Source organism: Legionella impletisoli (assembly GCF_900639875.1).
Lineage (GTDB): Bacteria > Pseudomonadota > Gammaproteobacteria > Legionellales > Legionellaceae > Legionella_A > Legionella_A impletisoli.
Map to the genome: position 1 here is coordinate 62,266 of NZ_CAAAIA010000001.1, position 17,453 is coordinate 79,718.

Sequence of the window (17,453 nt, forward strand, 5' to 3'; positions counted from 1 at the left end):
ATCTAGAGATTCCCTCGAGTATCTTATATTTTGGTTAAAACATTCATTAATTTCTTTTTCAATATCGCTTGTTCTTCGATGCATAATGACTCGCCTTTATAATTACTGATATGAAACATATCTTCGACGCGTTCACCTGCGGTTGCAATTTTTGCGCTATGCAAATGAATGTTTTCTTTTAGAAACAACTGACTAATATGAGCTAATAATCCTGGTCGGTCTCCTGTGATTATGAACAGTTGGGTTAATCTTCGTTCTTTATCTTCATTGAAGTTAATCTCAGGCTTAATTTTAAAATGGGCTTGGATTCTTGAGAGTCTACGTGACGAAATGGCAGGAAGACGGGCGTGGTCTGTTAGATTGTTTTGCAAATCATTTTTTATCTCAGAAATTCTTTGTTCATCTAAAATGGCTTGATTGCGTTCATCTAAGATAATATATGTGTCTAAGTCAAATTGATTATCGCAGGTTAAAATGGTGGCCTCTTGAATGGTAGCTTGATGATTATTTAAGGTGGTTGTAGTAATGGTAAAGCGTTCATCACAGTGGGGCATGTAAATAAATACTTCGGTTCCTCCTTGACTGTGATGCGGCATAATCATAATGAGTGGAAATTGCTTGCTGGTAAGAATTCCTTTTGTGTGTTGAGCAATGACCTTGGAAGACTCATGAAGAAAGTATTTTCCTTTAAAATTTCGCCATAGATTCAAGACCGCTTCTTCTTTCAAACCTTCATTTTTTAGAATAGTGAGCGCTTTTGATCGCCTTTGTTCAATTAATACATGTTCATCAAGTAGTTTTTTTTCAGTAGTCATTGCATTCTTGGAAGCATAATACAATTCCTTAAGTAAAGAATCTTTCCAAGCATTCCATAAGTTAGGATTTGTGGCGCAGATGTCAGCAACCGTTAAGAGATATAAATAATCAAGATAATGCGCTTTAGGAAGTTGGTTGCAAAAGGTTGCTATCGTACGAGGATCATAAATGTCTTGACGTTGAGCGGTTTGAGACATCAATAAATGATTTTGTACTAACCACACGAATAAGTCTGTCATAGGCTTATTGAGCCTATGGCGTTTTGCAAAATGTTGCGCTTCAATCGCTCCAAGATCGGAATGATCTCCTCCACGGCCTTTAGCAATATCATGAAACAATGCTGCAAGATAAAGAATCGTTTTATTTTCAATGGTATTAAATAATTGATGCGCTAGTTTGAAATGAACACTGTATTCCGAGTTATTAAAACGGCCAAGATTACGGATCACAAATAAGGTGTGCTGATCAACTGTATAAACATGGAATAAATCATATTGCATTTGACCCGTGACTACCCCAAATGGTTCTAGATAATAGCCAAGTACTCCATAACGACTCATTCGTTGTAGCGCATCAAATGGAGAGTAATTACTGGACAAAATGGCCAAGAACGTCTTTGTCACTTCTTTGTTTTTACAAAATGCTTTATCAATTAGATAAAGATGTTGTCGAATTAAGCGAATGGTATTGGCTCGAACACCTTCGATTTCAGGATGGTTGGCAAGCCAAAGAAAAATTTCCAACAAGGCTTGAGGACGATTTGAAAACACTTTGCTGTGTTTTACTTCAATATATTGGTTAGACAGTTGAAACCAGTCATCTAACGGTGTGAGCGTTTGTTTTTGGTGATAAACAATGGTTTCAGAAAACCATTGGAGTAACATTTCATTTAATTCGCGGCTTCGTTTAATCACCTTAAAATAAGCTTTCATGAATTGTTCAATGGCGAGGGAATGCTCAGTATCAGAGTATCCAAATAATTTCGCGAGCTTAGATTGATAATCAAATAGCAAACGATCTTCTTTTTTATCAGCAAGAATATGAAGCGCGAAGCGAACGCGCCATAAAAAATGCTGACAATAAATTAGTTCTTCATACTCTTTGGGTGTGATAAATCCAAATCCAATACCGTCTGATAATTTTTTAATGCCAAAATGTCGCTTGCAGATATTAAAGAGCACTTGAATGTCACGAAGCCCTCCAGCGCCATTTTTGACATTTGGTTCAAGGTTATAGGCGGTTTCTCCATACTTTTCATATCGAATTTGTTGTTCTTTTTCTTTGGCAAAAAAATAGTCGTGACTGGTCCAGATATGAAGTGGGTGGGTTTGATAAAATAACGCTTCTATAAAGGAACGACGGCCACATAATAATCGCATATCTAAGATGCTTGAAATAACGCTGACATCTTGACTGGCGAGTTTTGCGCATTCATCAACCGTTGTAATTTGATGGCTGATTTCAAGGCCGATATCCCAACAATCTTGAATAAATTGTTGTGCTTTTAAGAGTTGACGTTCCTCAACCGATTCAGTATGTAACAACAACAAATCAACATCGGAATAAAGCTGTAATTCGCGTCGACCATAGCTTCCTAAAGCGATTAGACAAAACTGATTTTCTTGATCAAAGAGGTGCTTTTGAAATAGGGGGATAATAAGTTCATCAATTCCTATGACTAGCTTGTTGGTGAGATTTACGATGTTTGTTTTTTTACTAAATTCCTGGCTTAGCTCATCCTTGAGCTTTTTTAAATTATTTTTTAAAACCCAGTTAGTGTTCTTCATTTCTTAGCGTTAAAATTTCCACCCCATCATCCGTGACTAATAAGGTATGTTCCCATTGAGCAGACAAACTATGATCCTTAGTCACAACGGTCCATTGATCAGGTAATAATCGTGTCTGGGGTTTACCAACATTGACCATAGGTTCAATCGTGAACGTCATCCCTTGGCGTAATATTTCACCTGTACCGGGTGTGCCATAATGTAACACTTGTGGATCCTCATGGAAAATACGACCAATTCCGTGCCCACAATATTCACGAACAACAGAACATCGATTTTGTTCAGCATGTTTTTGAATGGCATGACCAATATCTCCTAACCGAGTACCAGGTTTAACCATTTCTATCCCAATATATAAACACTCTCGCGCAACATTCACTACATGAGTGGCTTTGATGGATGGTTCCCCCACGAAAAACATCTTGCTGGTATCCCCGTGATATCCATCTTTAATTACGGTGACATCAATATTAATAATATCACCATTTTTTAAAACCCGTTTACCTGGGATCCCATGACATACAACGTGGTTAATTGAAGTGCAAATGGATTTAGGAAATCCGTTGTAATTTAGCGGAGCAGGGATAGCTTGTTGCTCATTCACAATATAATTATGGCAAATGGAATTTAATTCATCGGTTGTAATGCCTTCTTGTACATGAGGCCCTATCATTTCGAGCACTTCAGCAGCAAGGCGCCCGGCAACGCGCATTTTTTCAATTTCATCGGGGGTCTTAATGGTTACAGCCATTGTGTCTTATCCAAAATATTTCATATAAAAAAATAATTTCGCACATGATTTAATTATGGGGCGAATGTTTCTTATTGCGAATAATTAATCAAATTATTTAATGTTAACATAGTAATTTATCAAACCTAAATAAAAACGCCGACGATGAGTCATGCTTTTTGATGGTCAAGGTCGGCGTTAGCACTCTAGAATTGGAAAATTAGTATTCCAACTTAAAAAAGTGTAGCTATTCTAGATCAATTAGTCGTCATCATCCATTGCATCGACAGAATTGTCATTTTGATTTTGCATTTTTTTCATGGCATCCATTCGTTTTTGCTGCCACTTGTCCATCATATTTTCAAATTTTTGTTTTTGTTCAGCGTTCAAAACATTATAAATTTTATTTTTGGTTTCTACCATGAGTCGAACTTTTTCAGCGTATATCTCTTTTTTCTTATTGACTAGCTCGTCAACTTTGCTTTCATCAAGTTTATCGGCCGTGATTAAGTCATGAAACTGCTTTTTTAGTGCCATTTTTTGCTCGTGAAGTTGCATCATTTGTTTTTTTGCATCTTCTTTAATGGCATCAATTTGTTTTTTTTGATCAGCGGTCAAGTTAAGACCTTGGGTTAATTTTTTCATATGCTCCATACGCTTACAGGGGCACTCACCTTTCATTTCACTTTCTGCAAACGTCATGGGACTAAAAGAAAGCGTTAATGTTAACACGGATAATAAAATAAGCGATTTTTTCATGTCTAAGTTCCTTATTGTGTGATTAGTTCCTATATACCCGTTAGTAGTATAGACCTTAATTTTTATTTGCCAAGATGGGTTTCATAAAAACATATGTCTTGCAGACTTATTGAACACGAAGTTTCTGCTGGGTTGACTTTTATTTGAAGTAACATGTACGTAAATTTTATTCTAAAAACAAATTGCTGCGTCAAATTGAATGTGTTATTATTCACGCGCTTTTAACGACACACACGTTTCGGCACATACGGTAGGGTCCTAATGTGATTTAATTATGCCATTAGGTTCCGTATGGGAAGCGTGGAGGCTTAACCCTGGAGAAATTTATGAATGTTAGTATGCGTGAACTTTTAGAAGCCGGCGCCCATTTTGGTCACCGCACCCGTTTCTGGAATCCCAAAATGGCCAATTTTATTTTTGGTTCTCGAAACAAAATCCACATTATTAATCTTGAAAAGACTATTCCTTTGCTCAATGATGCCATGAATTTTGCTGGTAGATTAGCTGCCAATAAAGCAAAGATCTTATTTGTTGGCACGAAGCGTGCTGCGCAAGAAAGCGTTCGCGAGCATGCATCGCGTTGTGGTATGCCCTATGTTGACCATCGCTGGTTGGGTGGAATGTTGACTAACTACAAAACGGTTCGTCAATCCATATTTCGTTTGAAAGAACTACAAAAAATGCGTGATGAAGGTGCGTTTGAACATATGATCAAAAAAGAAGCCTTAATGTTATCACGCGAGCTTGAAAAATTAGAGCGTAGTTTGGGCGGTATTCAAGATATGGGTGGGTTGCCTGATGCGCTGTTTGTTGTGGATGTTGGTTTTGAAAACATTGCGGTGGAAGAAGCGCGCCGTTTAAAGATTCCTGTCATTGGTGTCGTGGATACCAATAATGATCCTGATAATGTAGATTACATTATTCCTGCAAATGATGATTCAATGCGTGCCGTTGAAATCTACGTTCGTTGCATAGCGGATGCCATTATTGATGCCAAACGTGGTAATACCGTTGGTGGAGTCTCGGATGCTGAGTTTGTTGAAGTAACTTCAGAAACAGAAGCTAAATCAAGCAAAGCTGCAAAAAAAGCGGAAGAGCCCAAAAAAGCCAAGGAATCTAAAAAGGAAAAAGAAGTAGAAGAGCCTAAAAAAGCTAAGGAAGCTTCTAAATCTGAAGAGTCTAATGAGCCTAAAAAGGCTAAGTCAGCTAAAGAAACTGAAAAAACTGAAAAGAAAAGCAAATAAGCATTTTTTCGATTCAATCAATCAAAAGGGGGTATTTTTTAATACCCCTTTTACCATGCCTCTCTTATATTTGAGTGGCAAACTGGAATGGTGCTATACTTCGCAGCGGTTAGCTTGCGGTTTTTAACTGGACCCCAGTTTCGCGAAGTACATATACTTCGCACGAAGTATATAACTATCTCACAGAGTCTTGCACCGTTTACGGCATAATTCCTGAAGCATTATTTCAGGTATTCAAATTAATTTTGTACGGAGAAACCAATATGTCTATTGATGCTTCATTAGTAAAAAAGCTACGTGAAATTACTGGCGCTGGAATGATGGAGTGCAAAAAGTTTCTGGTGATGGCGAATGGCGATATCGACGAAGCAATTAAAGAAATGCGTAAAGCAGGTAGTGCAAAAGCCGACAAAAAAGCTGATCGAATTGCTGCGGAAGGAATCATTATGATTTCCAAATCAGAGGATTTAAAAAGAGCGGTAATGCTCGAGTTAAATAGCGAAACTGATTTCGTTGCACGGGATGATAATTTTACTTCATTTGCAAACCGAGTTGCAGAAACAGCTTTACAATCAAATGCAGCTGACGTTGTTGAACTTTCCTCTCAAACACTTAAAGGCGGTAATAATACTGTAGAAGAGGCCAGACAAGAACTGGTTGCTAAAATTGGGGAAAATATCAAGGTTCGTCGCCTGGTACAAAAGGAATGTGAGGGGGTAATTGGTTCTTATTTGCATGGCACTAAAATTGGTGTGTTAGTTGCAATGAAAAATGCTGATGAATCGTTAGCTAAAGATATAGCAATGCATATAGCGGCTAGCCGGCCTATAGTAGTTAACCGTGAACAAGTACCTGCTGATGCAATTGAGAACGAGCGTGAAATCTTTACCGCGCAAGCACGTGAAAGCGGAAAACCGCAAGAAATTATTGATAAAATGATTGAGGGGCGTATTAGCAAGTTTGTTGATGAAGTGAGCTTGGCCGGTCAACCTTTTGTCAAAGATCCAAATAAAAAAGTAGGACAACTCTTAAAAGAGAAAAATGCTGAGGTGATTTCATTTGTTCGTTATGAAGTGGGTGAAGGCATTGAGAAAAAAGAAGATAACTTTGTTGCAGAAGTTATGGCTCAGGTTCGCGAACAATGATAAGTCCCAACCAAACAAAACTAAAGTATAAGCGTATCGTTCTTAAGTGCAGCGGCGAAGCCTTAATGGGCGATTCGCAATTTGGCATTGACCCAGCCGTTTTGGATCGAATCGCAAAGGATGTTGCCGAGCTTGTTCAAATGGGGGTTGAAGTTGGTTTGGTTATTGGTGGTGGAAATCTTTTTCGCGGCAAAGCGTTATCCGAAGCAGGATTGGGGCGCGTAACAGGTGATCACATGGGCATGTTGGCCACGGTGATGAATGCGCTCGCTCTTCGTGATGCATTGGAGCGTATCGATCTGCCAGCCAGAATTATGTCTGCCATACCGATGTTAGGTGTTGTTGACCCTTATCATCGTCGAAAAGCAATCACAAATTTACGAAACGGGCAGGTGGTTATTTTTGCTGCTGGAACTGGAAATCCTTTTTTCACGACCGATTCGGCTGCTTGTTTAAGGGCTATTGAAGTTGGCGCTGATGTCGTACTTAAAGCCACAAAAGTGGATGGCGTCTACTCAGCAGATCCCGTAAAAAATTCGGATGCGGTTCGGTATGATTTCTTAACTTATCGTGAAGTGTTAAGTCAGGGATTACAAGTCATGGATTTAACGGCGATTTGCTTGTGCCAGGATCACAATATGCCCTTGCAAGTGTTTAATATGTTTGAGCCTAATGCATTAAAACGAATCGTAACGGGTGAGCGCGTAGGAACCATTATAGGAGCAAAGCATGATCAATGATATCAAGCAAGATGCTGAGAAGCGCATGGCAAAATCTGTGGAGTCACTAGGCCATGAATTCATCAAAATCAGAACAGGACGCGCTAACGCCAGCCTGCTCGATCACGTTCAAGTTGATTATTACGGTTCACTGACCCCACTGAACCAAGTAGCTAATGTTACTTTAAGTGATCCTCGTACGCTCTTAGTTACACCATGGGATAAAAGCATGGTTCAAGCGGTTGAAAAAGCGATTTTAACATCCGATCTTGGTTTAAATCCGGCTACAGCAGGTACATCAATACGTGTTCCTATGCCTCCTTTAACCGAAGAACGTCGTAAAGAAATGATTCGTGTAGTACGTGGCGAAGCTGAGCAAGCGCGTGTTTCTATTCGCAATATTCGTCGTGATGCGAATAACCAGCTTAAAGAATTAGTTAAAGAAAAAGAAATATCAGAAGATGATGAGCGACGTGCAAATGAAGTGATTCAAAAACTAACTGATAAGTATATTGCTCAAATTGATTCATTACTGGTTGAAAAAGAAAAAGATCTAATGGAAGTCTAAAGATCATTTGACCTAGGATCATATTATCTGAGGCGATTTTTAAGACAAAACTCTTTTACTTCTTGCGGCGTGGTTGCTTATATATAACATATAGGCCCTGCCGCGGGTTATCATTCTGCGATATATCCCCATCTTGTGTCCCAAAATAATCGATGATGCTTATGGTACGTCAATATTATATTTTTTAAAGTATCAATGGAGCGATCATTCGCTGCTAAAACGACAATGTTTGCAGAATTTTTTATTGGAAAAGAGACGATTGCAGGATGAAATAGCGCTTTTAATTTGACAAAGATAGACCTTTGTTGTCCTGGATTGGCTATATTAATCGCTAGGATCCCTTGAGAAGTAAGTTGCCGGACACAGTGAATAAAAAAAGCTTCTGTATTGCAGGACTCCGGGAATGCTTGCTCATCGAATAAATCAATCAGCACATGATCATATTGGTGAGTGTCTTTCTGAATAAAAGACTCTGCGGGCTCATAATAAATCGTTGTATTCGAAATCGTATCCGCCATAAAAAAACGCTTAGCCACATCAATAACTTCTTGATTACACTCAATAATATCCAGCCAACTCGTCTGTAAATGAGGTTGAAGATAATGGGCAGCACCAGCTCCTCCAAGTCCCAAAAGACAGGTTTTTCCAGGTTTTGACCTCACGGCAAGTGTTAAAGGAACAAGATAATCAAGCATAGGGCGCTCGGGATGGTACCGATTTAATAATGTTTGTATGGGGCGTGTACTAAACGTTAGCCAACGATAAATTAAATTTTGATACACCCGAATACCTGAGTTTGACTCATAGATACAATGTTTAAAATACGTTTTAAGCTGAATGGTTCTCATGCGCGTTGAAAAGGGTATAGACTTCCAAGTTCTAATATTTGAGTTAATTCATCAAGCGCAGAAAATGATTCCTCAATCAGGGTTGGATCAGATAGATCATCTGCAAGGAGTTCGGTTCGATAATGTCGCTTAACCCACTCGATGAGTTTATCTAATAGGCCATCATCAACCAGAATTCCTTGATGCATGGCGTTTAATTCGGGTTCTAGCAAAGGAACTCTAAGTCTTAGACAGGCAGGTCCGCCACCATTTCGCATGCTTTGTTTTAAATCAATGTAGTGAACATGATCAATGGGATTATCAACATCGGAAATTAATTCACGAATATAATGATTGATACTCTGATTTTCTTCACATTCAATAGGTGCTATTAACGCCATTGATTTTTTATGTTTATTGGGAAGCGTGACTAACTGCGAGTTAAATAAATAGCTACTGACTGCCTCTGCAACGGGAATTCGAGAGCTATTGACCACTAGAAGATGCAGCGGGAAATCCGCGGATTGTTGTAAGGTGTTTAATAACGATTGTTGGTTAAGAAAGGCTTCTTGATGAACTAAAAAGACAGATTCATTGGCGACTGAAATTACATCATTATGAAATACACCTTGGTCAATAACCGTAGGATTTTGACAGACCATCAATACATTCTGAGAATTAAGTAGGTGCTTGCGAGCTATAGCTTGAGAGGCTTCATAGGTTTGCCGCGCGGGATAGCGTTTGGGTTTAGCATATGCGTTGTTGGCTGGTAAGGCTCGTCGCCCATAAACGAATAGATTAATCCCACGCTCACCATGATGAGCACAAAGACGATTATGATTTGCAGCGCCTTCATCGCCTAAAACATCCGTTCCAGGTAATGGCGTGTGATGATAAAAATAGTCCGTGTTAGCAAAGATATGTTTGAAAAGCAGAGCAGAGAATTTTGTTTCTTGGTGACGATGTAAATTACTGACCAAGTTTGCTGCGGTAAAATGGACGCGGTTATCGGAGGTATCTAAGCTAGAAGACACGGTCGCAGCGTTGGCGGTCCACATGCTGGATGCGGAATAACAGGCACTTAGAATATTAATATCTACTTTGCTTGCTTTATTGACTTGTTCAGACGGAGTTCCACGAAATCCTAATTGATGTAATAACTCCAAATTAGGACGCTGGTGCGGAGGCAAGACTGCTTGTTTTAGACCAAGCTGGTGCATTAGCCGCATTTTTTCAATCCCTTGAATGGCTGCGGCGGCAGGATTTGCTGGTTGAAAGGCATTTTGCGTTGAGGCGATATTTCCAGGAGCAAGGCCTGCGTAATGATGTGTGGGCCCAACTAAACCGTCCATATTCAGCTCATAGACATTCATCATGATAAATTGATTCCTGGTAATAGGGTTGAAGGCAAAATCAATTCTCGCTGCTCAAGGCTCGCAACAGGGTAAGCACAATAATCAGCGGCAAACCAGGCACTGGGACGGTGATTGCCACTATGACCAACTCCTCCAAAGGGTAAATTGCTGGCTGCCCCCGTTGTGGGACGATTCCAATTAATTAATCCTGCCCGTATGGTTTGGTAAAACTGTTGGAAACGCTCGTGGCTGTCGGTTAAAATTCCCGCGGCAAGACCATACTGGGTTTGATTAGCCAATTCTAGTGCGTGATCAAAATCCTGATAACGATAAACCTGTATTAAAGGCGCGAAAATCTCTTCATCACACCTAGATTTCACCGAGGTCATATCCACAATCCCTGGTGAGAGAAGCCCTGTATGTTCTGAAATAAGTTTCATCTCTAACAAAGGATTGCCCCCGTTTTCAATAAGCCTTTTTTGCGCAGCCAAATGAGAAAGGGCGTGTTCATGGCTTATTACCGAGCCCATAAATGGCTCTGGCTCCTCTGTGTAAGGACCTACAGTAATTGATTGCGTAGAATGTATAAATTGAGATAAAAAGGCATCCCCTTCGTGATTATCGGCAATGAATAAACGTCTAGCGCAGGTGCAGCGTTGTCCTGCGGTAATGAAGGCAGAAAGAATTGACTGATATATCGCAGCTTTTACATTAGAAATAGAATCAATTATAAGCGGGTTATTGCCTCCCATTTCTAGCGCTAGAAGAACCTCGGGGCGATGGCTTAATTGTTTGTTAATCGACAATCCCGTTTTATAACTTCCCGTGAAATAAACCCCTTGAATATCTTGGTCAATAAGCGATTTAGCTGTGTTTGCTCTGCCTTGTACGCAATTTAAAACACCCGGTGGAAATTTCGCGTTTTCGAAGCATTGAACAATGAATTCTGCAACGGCAGGGGTTAATTCACTGGGCTTGTAAACTACGGTATTTCCAGCAAGTAAAGCAGGCACGATATGGCCATTGCTTAAATGGGCTGGAAAATTAAAGGGACCAAGTACTCCAACCACGCCTAAGGGTTTAAACCGTAAGTGTCCAGAAGCATCCGGTACTTGAACTTCTTTCTCACCCGTTCGTTCGTGGTAGGCTTCAATGGATAAGTTAATCTTACCAATCACCGATTTAACTTCGGTTTTGGATTCCCATAGAGGTTTGCCGGTCTCTTTCGAAATTAAAGTCGTTAAAGCTTCATGGTTTTTTTCTATCTCGTTGCCAAACTGCTTTAAATAACTCACACGACTTGATAAATCTAAACTGGCCCAAGTGCCAAACGCTTCGTGTGCTGAAGATACCGCTTCACAAACTTCTTGTTCAGTAGCTTCATGGCCTGACCAAAGCATTTCGTTATTGACAGGATTGACTGACGTGAATGATTCTCCATGACCCTCATGCCATGTTCCTTTATAAAAATGACTCAATTTAATCATGTTTAACCTCAGATAATATCGAGTTTTCTTCCAATGTAAGTGGGGCTATTCTGACCGAATCGCCGCACTTAACCTGCAATACCTCAGCAGCTTGTTTGCTTAAAATACAAGACTTTCGCTCATGATTAAACACAACCTGACAAATACTGGCTCTAAAATTCAACTCGGTATTCGCCACTAAAAAGCGTTTGCTGCTCACATCATCACTAATGCTTTTGACGGTCATGACACGACTCAGTCCGATGGTTCGAATGGATTCTCTAGGTGCTTCAATCGTAGGACCTGCGTCAAAAATATCGACATACTGACTGTAGCGAAATCCTTCGCGCAATAAAATATTCATGGCTGGGACGGTAGATGCATGTGGTTTCCCGATGACTTCTTGGGCAGCTGAATCTAATAATTTTACATAAACTGGGTTTCGAGGCATCAAGTCAGCAATGAATTGCTTGTTAGTTGAAATGGTTAAGCGATCAGCTTTTGAAAAAGGCATGTGAAAGAAATGACTCCCAATAGCATCCCAAAAGGGAGATTGACCTTTTTCATCTGAAATGCCACGCATTTCGGCTATAACTACTGGGGCGAAACGTACAGGATAATGCGCAATAAATAAAAAACGTCCTCGGGAAAGCAATAATCCATTGCTGGAGTGTCTATAATCTGGTGAAAGAAATAGGGTGCACAACTCACTAGCCCCTTGCTTGTCATTGACAAGACTTAACACTTCATAGTCTGATCGTATGCCTAAATCATGACAAACGCGGGTGCGTTTTGATAATTTATAAGAATAAAAAGGGGTGTCATGACCTACGGAGGCCTCAATTGCCGAAGTACCAACGACTTTCTTTTCTGTAGGATCTTCTAGTACGAACAAATAATATTCGTTAAATGGATCGGTTACCGTTTTTTTAAACGATTCAAGTGACCACTCAAGCCGTTTGGATAATAAGTCCTTATCAGCTGGTAAGGTAGTCAAGCCAAAGCCACTGTTTTGGGCTAGTTCATAAATATCCTTTAAATCGGTTTTTTGTGCGCTGCGAAACAGCATCATGACGGTTGTTTCCTTAACGTTTTGATAAATCCTCAAGCCCACCTTGAGCTAAATCCACCAGTAATAGAGCGCTTAATGAGGCACGCTCGACTAGGCTATCTAAGAGAATATATTCAGCCGAACTGTGAATATTTCCCCCTCGCACCCCTAAGGTATCGATTACAGGAAGACTATGTGAAGCTAAGTTATTGCCATCACAGCACCCGCCACTATCTTTCCAATCAATCGTTAAGCCAAGATCTTCGCCTACGTTTTGAATACGGCGAAACAGGCGTTCAGTGGCTGGATTAATGCGTTTTACGGGACGCCCAAAGTTACCTTTCAAAGATAAACCATAATCGTTGCGTTGATGTTTTTGAATAATTTGATTTATTTTTTGGAGAATTGATTGTTCATCCTCAGGATAGGTGATTCGAATATCCAGCTTAGCGACGGCTTTATCTGGAACAATATTTAAAGCAGTCCCTCCCAAAACTTGGCCCACATTAATGGTAAAACTTTCTTCTTCTTGGTTTAGTGCATGAATATCTAATAAAGCTTCAGCCAAATAACAGATCGCATTTCGACCTTCATAGAAAGAACGTCCTGCGTGAGCTTCTTTACCCGTTGCAATCAACGTGAATTTCCCACTTCCCTTGCGATTTTTGGCGAGTGTCCCTGATTCATTCATGGCGGGTTCATAAACTAAGGCTGCTTGATACTTATGAGCAAGTTCTTCAAGATATGAAGCAGAAGCCGGCGAGCCGATTTCTTCATCGGCATTAATAAACACATCCCAGCCTATATCGCCTGCAAAAGGAGTCTTTTCAAAGGCATTTAAGGCATGCAAAATAACAATCAAGCCGCCTTTCATATCGCTAACGCCTGGGCCATTCACACGATTATCATCGATATAGGATAATGATTGGAATGGGTGATCTATGCTATAAACCGTGTCCATATGGCCACATAAAAGAATTCGACGCTTTTTTTCAGGGCGTTTTCTAATAAATAATCCCTTACCACAAGGTTTAAGGATTTGTTCCCCTGACAAAGTAATTAGAGGAATTTCAGGGAAAACTTTAGACTCAATTTCATCGGCCAGTGGAGTAAAAGCAGACATAAGCGTCTGGTGCATTTCTTTTAAACCGTTAAGATTTTCCGTTCCGGAGTTGATTTCACAAAACTGATGGAGTTGGTGAATCATTGTTTTATGATTAGCTTTTGTTGACTCAATTAAGTCTTGCAATGATGTCAGCATGTGAAAACTCCCTGTTAAACGTTATGACATTAGCGGAAAAAGACCTTATTCGCAAGGTGGTTATGCGACCTAAATTCGGCAGTTGAATCTACTTCGAACAGATACTGCACTGAATCTTCAGCACATTAGCTATTCTCGCAACGATTCAACTGCCGAATTTAGAGCGAAGAAATGGTTGGATTGGGGGAAATCGCTCGTTATAATTAATCCTTTTTAACCTAAATTCAGCACATTAGCTGCGCTCGCTGCGATGCAACGTCGAATTTGGTGTGTAAGGGAATGTGAATGAACGAATTCATTAAAGCAGCTCATCCTGAGTGGTATGAGTTGCTCACGGCCGCATTTAAGCAAATGGATCAGGATTATCTGCAATGGTTAAGAAAACATGACGATTGGTTGCCGGGAAAAGAGCAACTATTAAATGCATTTAGTCTTCCTTTGTCCTCTTCTGAATATATTTTATTTGGCGAATCCCCCTATCCAAGAGAGCAGTCAGCGAATGGGTATGCTTTCTGGGATGATTCAGTCGAGTCAATTTGGAGCGATACAGGGTTTAGTAAAAAAGTAAATCGTGCTACCTCTTTAAGAAATTTTCTTAAAATGCTTTTGCATGCAAGAGGAGATTTAAGGTCTGATTTCTCACAGGATGCCATTGCTAAATTAGATCATTCCAAGTATGTACAAACCGCCCAAGAGTTCTTTGAGCGCTTAATTTCCAAAGGTTTTTTATTATTGAATGCAACCTTGGTTTACAGTGAAGGGAAAGTCAATTACCATGCAAGAAAATGGCAGCCTTTTATGCATTTTCTCTTGAGTCAATTAGCCGAACAAAAGCCTTCCGTCCAGTTGGTTTTATTTGGTCGAATTGCCAAGCAATTGCCCGAGATCAAATTATTTCCTCATATCATTGCTGAACATCCGTATAACGTAAGTTTTGTTACTAATGAAGAGGTAATGGCGTTTTTTAAACCCCTTGAATTGTTGGTGAAACATGACGAATCAAACCACGATTGATACGCAAGAAATTCTGAAATTCTCGCAACTAGCGAACGAGTGGTGGAATCCTGATGGTCCGCTAAAAACGCTACATGACATTAATTTGGCGCGTATGGAGTTTATGAAGCGATACGTATCTTTCTCCAATCAAACGGTATTAGACGTAGGTTCTGGAGGGGGTATATTATCGGAAAGCATGGCATCACTTGGGGCTCAGGTCACAGGGATTGATGCTGAGACGAAAGCAATCCAGGTTGCTACATTGCATGCAAAGGAACAAGAGCTGAATATAACTTATCTTTGCCAGCCAGTGGAAACGATGGATGCTGAAGGCTTTGATGTGGTCACTTGTATGGAAATGCTAGAGCATGTTGCAAAGCCCGAGCTGGTTATAAAGCATTGCGCTCGGGTCTTAAAACCCGGTGGTTTTCTTTTTTTATCCACAATTAATCGAACCTTAGCTGCGTATGGAGGTGCGATTTTAATGGCTGAATACGTTTTAAAATTATTACCTCGTCAAACACATGATTATGACAAGTTCATTAAACCTAGTGAGCTCGCTGCATGGACTCGTAAGGAAGGCTTGGACCTCATCGGTTTGTCTGGAATGGGATATAATCCCATAACGCGAGAGTCTTTTTTACAAGAATCGGTTCAAATGAATTACTTAATGGCGTGCAAAAAAAGTTAGGGTCAGTTGACTTTTTTGACCCCTGTCACTAAGTATCAACAGTCCCTAATCTCTTTGTAGTTGTTTCAGAGTTGTCTTAGTAGGCTTTTTCTTTTTCTCAGCAAAACGCTGATTATAACGTTGCTTAGCATATTTGGCTTGCTCTTCGGTTACTACATCCACTTCATTGCCATAGAGATCCACTCGAGCGGCATTTGAAATTTGGCAATTTAAATAAGCAGGGGAGCCGCTATAATAATTTAAGGCTTCACGGAGTGCTTTTTTGCTGAAAGGGGGGCTATCCAATCGGTCATAAAAATCGATGATGTCTTCAAAAATTCCAAGCTTTAAAGGTTTAATGTGGTTTGCTTTTTTAAAAAAAGCCCCTGGAAAATGTTCAATAAGCCAGTCAATAATTTTTAGTTTATCTTTTTTTAAGGATGTGATGGTTTGATTCATAATTAAAATGGCCTGTAGCTTCTTTTAAATGATTAACTTATCATAAGATAATTATTATATAATCTATTGAATCATTCTACCCGAAGCGATTTGTTTTTTGAAATATTGTCAGAGGAAAAAGCGAAAGAAAACAAAGCAGCACTCCAATTAAATGGGTGAATACCGTCTAAATCATTCCGTAACAACAATAAAACTTTAAATTCAAAGGTCTTTTAGGTGAGATAAAGTCTTCTTTTTTTGTAAGAGATCTCTCACTTTTAATAAGGAAAACAACCTGTAAAATAAAAGAACTTGTCTAGGTAAAAAGGCAAGTTATTGAAAAATAATATATTTTATTTTTGCATTTCTGAGCGCATTTCATTAAACAATTTATCATCCTGTATTGCATATGGACATTCTAGTTGCTACATTTATCTCAGACTTCACGGAAAGAGGTCATTAAAAAAGGATTTTGATCAGAAGGATCTGATCGTCAAGGATGATGATTCAAGACGAAAGTCTTGATTGGAAGACTGTAAAAGCCAGGGCTTGCCTCTGGCTTTTTTTTTAAGCTACTGCATAACCTGAGTGAGAAAGGTAATGCTTGTCTGGATAGTAGGCAAATACAACCGACCCACCTTTTAGCGTGTTAATGATTGGTTTTGCCAGTGATTTTGCAACAGATGGGCATCCCCAACTACGACCAGCCCGCCCAGCTTTTTTGATAAAAGAGGGTTCTACATACCATGCCCCATGGATCACGACTCTACGGTTATAAGCATTATCATTAAATCCTTTTTCCAATCCTTGTAAATTTAATGATAAACCTTTAGAGCCAAAATATGTATCACGGGTAACATAAGTACCTAGGCTGGTTTCTTTACTGGAAGATTTATTGGAAAAGTGTTTTGGTACATCAAGGCCAGAATTTTTTCCATGGGCCACATGAGTATTGTATAAGAGTCGTTCTTTTTTTACATCAAAAATCCACATGCGCTGTTTTGAAGAGGGTAAAGAATAATCAATTACAGTAAGAACTGGCTTTTTTACCGCCCCTTTTGCAGAGGCTTTGTGATAAGCCGCTAAGGCAATTTTTAAGACTTTTTTATTTAAGTTGGGTGCTTTTTGACTGAGATGATTGACTTCAGTATTGATATCAAAAGAAGCTGGCTTAGCAAAAATTGCCGCGCTTGACGTCAAATTGCTAGAAAACATAACTAGCGAAATTAGCGTTAAAATCGTATTCATACGGCTCCATACTATTTTCATATCTTAATTAACACAGGCTGATAGGACAAATTGAACACCTTCCTGTGGAGTAGTTAAGTGTAAAAAAACTGTTAAGATATATCACAAAAAATGGTGATTATATAGACAAAGAAGGCAAATGTAAAGCCAAAAGGGGCATGAATAGTCATCTAGAGGAACAATTGGTCAAGAAAATGTAATGAATAATCAATAGATTAGGTTGAATTTCATCGCAAGGTATGATGGCATGAAATGTGCAAGCCAACTGCTAAAAATCTTCGTTTAAATTTGAGGTGATTTTATTTTTAAAAAGCGATAATTACCTCAAATTTGGTTTTTATATCCATTGAAGTTGGATATTCTGGATGTGCCT

Annotated in this window: 15 protein-coding genes and 1 pseudogene; 6 read left to right on the top strand and 10 right to left on the bottom strand. The window is 39.4% G+C overall.

The genetic code is table 11. From position 1 onward, the window contains the following. Nucleotides 1–23: 23 nt before the first annotated feature. The 3 genes from glnD to E1O41_RS00315 all read right to left on the bottom strand — a co-directional run bounded on the left by glnD (nucleotide 24) and on the right by E1O41_RS00315 (nucleotide 4,092). Nucleotides 24–2,603 (bottom strand): [protein-PII] uridylyltransferase, encoded by a 2,580-nt coding sequence (gene glnD / locus E1O41_RS00305; protein ID WP_131775314.1) that lies wholly within the window; start codon nucleotides 2,601–2,603, stop codon nucleotides 24–26. Further along, nucleotides 2,590–3,354, bottom strand: coding sequence for a type I methionyl aminopeptidase (gene map / locus E1O41_RS00310; RefSeq protein WP_131775315.1), 765 nt, complete (start codon nucleotides 3,352–3,354; stop codon nucleotides 2,590–2,592). The genes glnD and map overlap by 14 nt, the downstream gene beginning before the upstream one ends. 240 nt (nucleotides 3,355–3,594) lie before the next feature. Next, the gene (locus E1O41_RS00315) at nucleotides 3,595–4,092 is read right to left on the bottom strand and encodes a Spy/CpxP family protein refolding chaperone (protein WP_131775316.1); all 498 of its coding nucleotides are present in this window, start codon (nucleotides 4,090–4,092) and stop codon (nucleotides 3,595–3,597) included. A 326-nt stretch (nucleotides 4,093–4,418) separates the two neighbouring features. Here E1O41_RS00315 and rpsB point away from each other — a divergent pair. The 4 genes and pseudogenes from rpsB to frr all read left to right on the top strand — a co-directional run. Further along, nucleotides 4,419–5,168: pseudogene (gene rpsB / locus E1O41_RS00320) on the top strand (30S ribosomal protein S2); the annotation flags it as partial. A gap of 431 nt (nucleotides 5,169–5,599) precedes the next feature. Continuing rightward, nucleotides 5,600–6,481: a translation elongation factor Ts gene (gene tsf / locus E1O41_RS00325; protein ID WP_131775318.1), complete on the top strand. Its 882-nt coding sequence runs from the start codon at nucleotides 5,600–5,602 to the stop codon at nucleotides 6,479–6,481. Continuing rightward, nucleotides 6,478–7,221, top strand: a complete 744-nt coding sequence (gene pyrH, locus E1O41_RS00330; RefSeq protein WP_131775319.1) for a UMP kinase — start codon at nucleotides 6,478–6,480, stop codon at nucleotides 7,219–7,221. The genes tsf and pyrH overlap by 4 nt, the downstream gene beginning before the upstream one ends. Next, on the top strand, nucleotides 7,211–7,768 hold the full coding sequence (gene frr / locus E1O41_RS00335) for a ribosome recycling factor (protein ID WP_131775320.1): 558 nt from the start codon (nucleotides 7,211–7,213) through the stop codon (nucleotides 7,766–7,768). The genes pyrH and frr overlap by 11 nt, the downstream gene beginning before the upstream one ends. A gap of 110 nt (nucleotides 7,769–7,878) precedes the next feature. Here frr and E1O41_RS00340 read toward each other — a convergent pair whose 3' ends face one another. The 5 genes from E1O41_RS00340 to E1O41_RS00360 are packed head-to-tail and all read right to left on the bottom strand — an operon-like array spanning nucleotide 7,879 to nucleotide 13,728. Then, on the bottom strand, nucleotides 7,879–8,616 hold the full coding sequence (locus E1O41_RS00340) for a spermidine synthase (RefSeq protein ID WP_131775321.1): 738 nt from the start codon (nucleotides 8,614–8,616) through the stop codon (nucleotides 7,879–7,881). After that, nucleotides 8,613–9,968 (bottom strand): N-succinylarginine dihydrolase, encoded by a 1,356-nt coding sequence (astB, locus tag E1O41_RS00345; protein WP_131775671.1) that lies wholly within the window; start codon nucleotides 9,966–9,968, stop codon nucleotides 8,613–8,615. Before astB ends, E1O41_RS00340 begins: the two co-directional genes overlap by 4 nt. Next, entirely contained in the window at nucleotides 9,968–11,437 is a 1,470-nt protein-coding gene (gene astD / locus E1O41_RS00350) for a succinylglutamate-semialdehyde dehydrogenase (RefSeq protein ID WP_131775322.1), read from the bottom strand. Before astD ends, astB begins: the two co-directional genes overlap by 1 nt. Further along, nucleotides 11,430–12,488, bottom strand: a complete 1,059-nt coding sequence (gene astA / locus E1O41_RS00355) for an arginine N-succinyltransferase (RefSeq protein ID WP_131775323.1) — start codon at nucleotides 12,486–12,488, stop codon at nucleotides 11,430–11,432. Before astA ends, astD begins: the two co-directional genes overlap by 8 nt. A gap of 13 nt (nucleotides 12,489–12,501) precedes the next feature. Further along, complete coding sequence (locus E1O41_RS00360; RefSeq protein ID WP_131775324.1) at nucleotides 12,502–13,728, bottom strand: hydrolase; 1,227 nt, start codon at nucleotides 13,726–13,728, stop codon at nucleotides 12,502–12,504. A gap of 285 nt (nucleotides 13,729–14,013) precedes the next feature. Between E1O41_RS00360 and E1O41_RS00365 the strand changes: the two genes are divergently transcribed. Further along, the gene (locus E1O41_RS00365) at nucleotides 14,014–14,742 is read left to right on the top strand and encodes a uracil-DNA glycosylase family protein (protein WP_131775325.1); all 729 of its coding nucleotides are present in this window, start codon (nucleotides 14,014–14,016) and stop codon (nucleotides 14,740–14,742) included. Next, nucleotides 14,720–15,415 (top strand): bifunctional 2-polyprenyl-6-hydroxyphenol methylase/3-demethylubiquinol 3-O-methyltransferase UbiG, encoded by a 696-nt coding sequence (gene ubiG / locus E1O41_RS00370; protein WP_131775326.1) that lies wholly within the window; start codon nucleotides 14,720–14,722, stop codon nucleotides 15,413–15,415. Before E1O41_RS00365 ends, ubiG begins: the two co-directional genes overlap by 23 nt. 45 nt (nucleotides 15,416–15,460) lie before the next feature. Here the strand turns inward: ubiG and E1O41_RS00375 are convergent, their stop codons facing one another. After that, nucleotides 15,461–15,853, bottom strand: coding sequence for a ProQ/FINO family protein (locus tag E1O41_RS00375; RefSeq protein ID WP_131775327.1), 393 nt, complete (start codon nucleotides 15,851–15,853; stop codon nucleotides 15,461–15,463). A gap of 546 nt (nucleotides 15,854–16,399) precedes the next feature. After that, entirely contained in the window at nucleotides 16,400–17,080 is a 681-nt protein-coding gene (locus tag E1O41_RS00380) for a murein L,D-transpeptidase catalytic domain family protein (protein ID WP_131775328.1), read from the bottom strand. Between the last annotated feature and the right edge of the window lie 373 nt (nucleotides 17,081–17,453).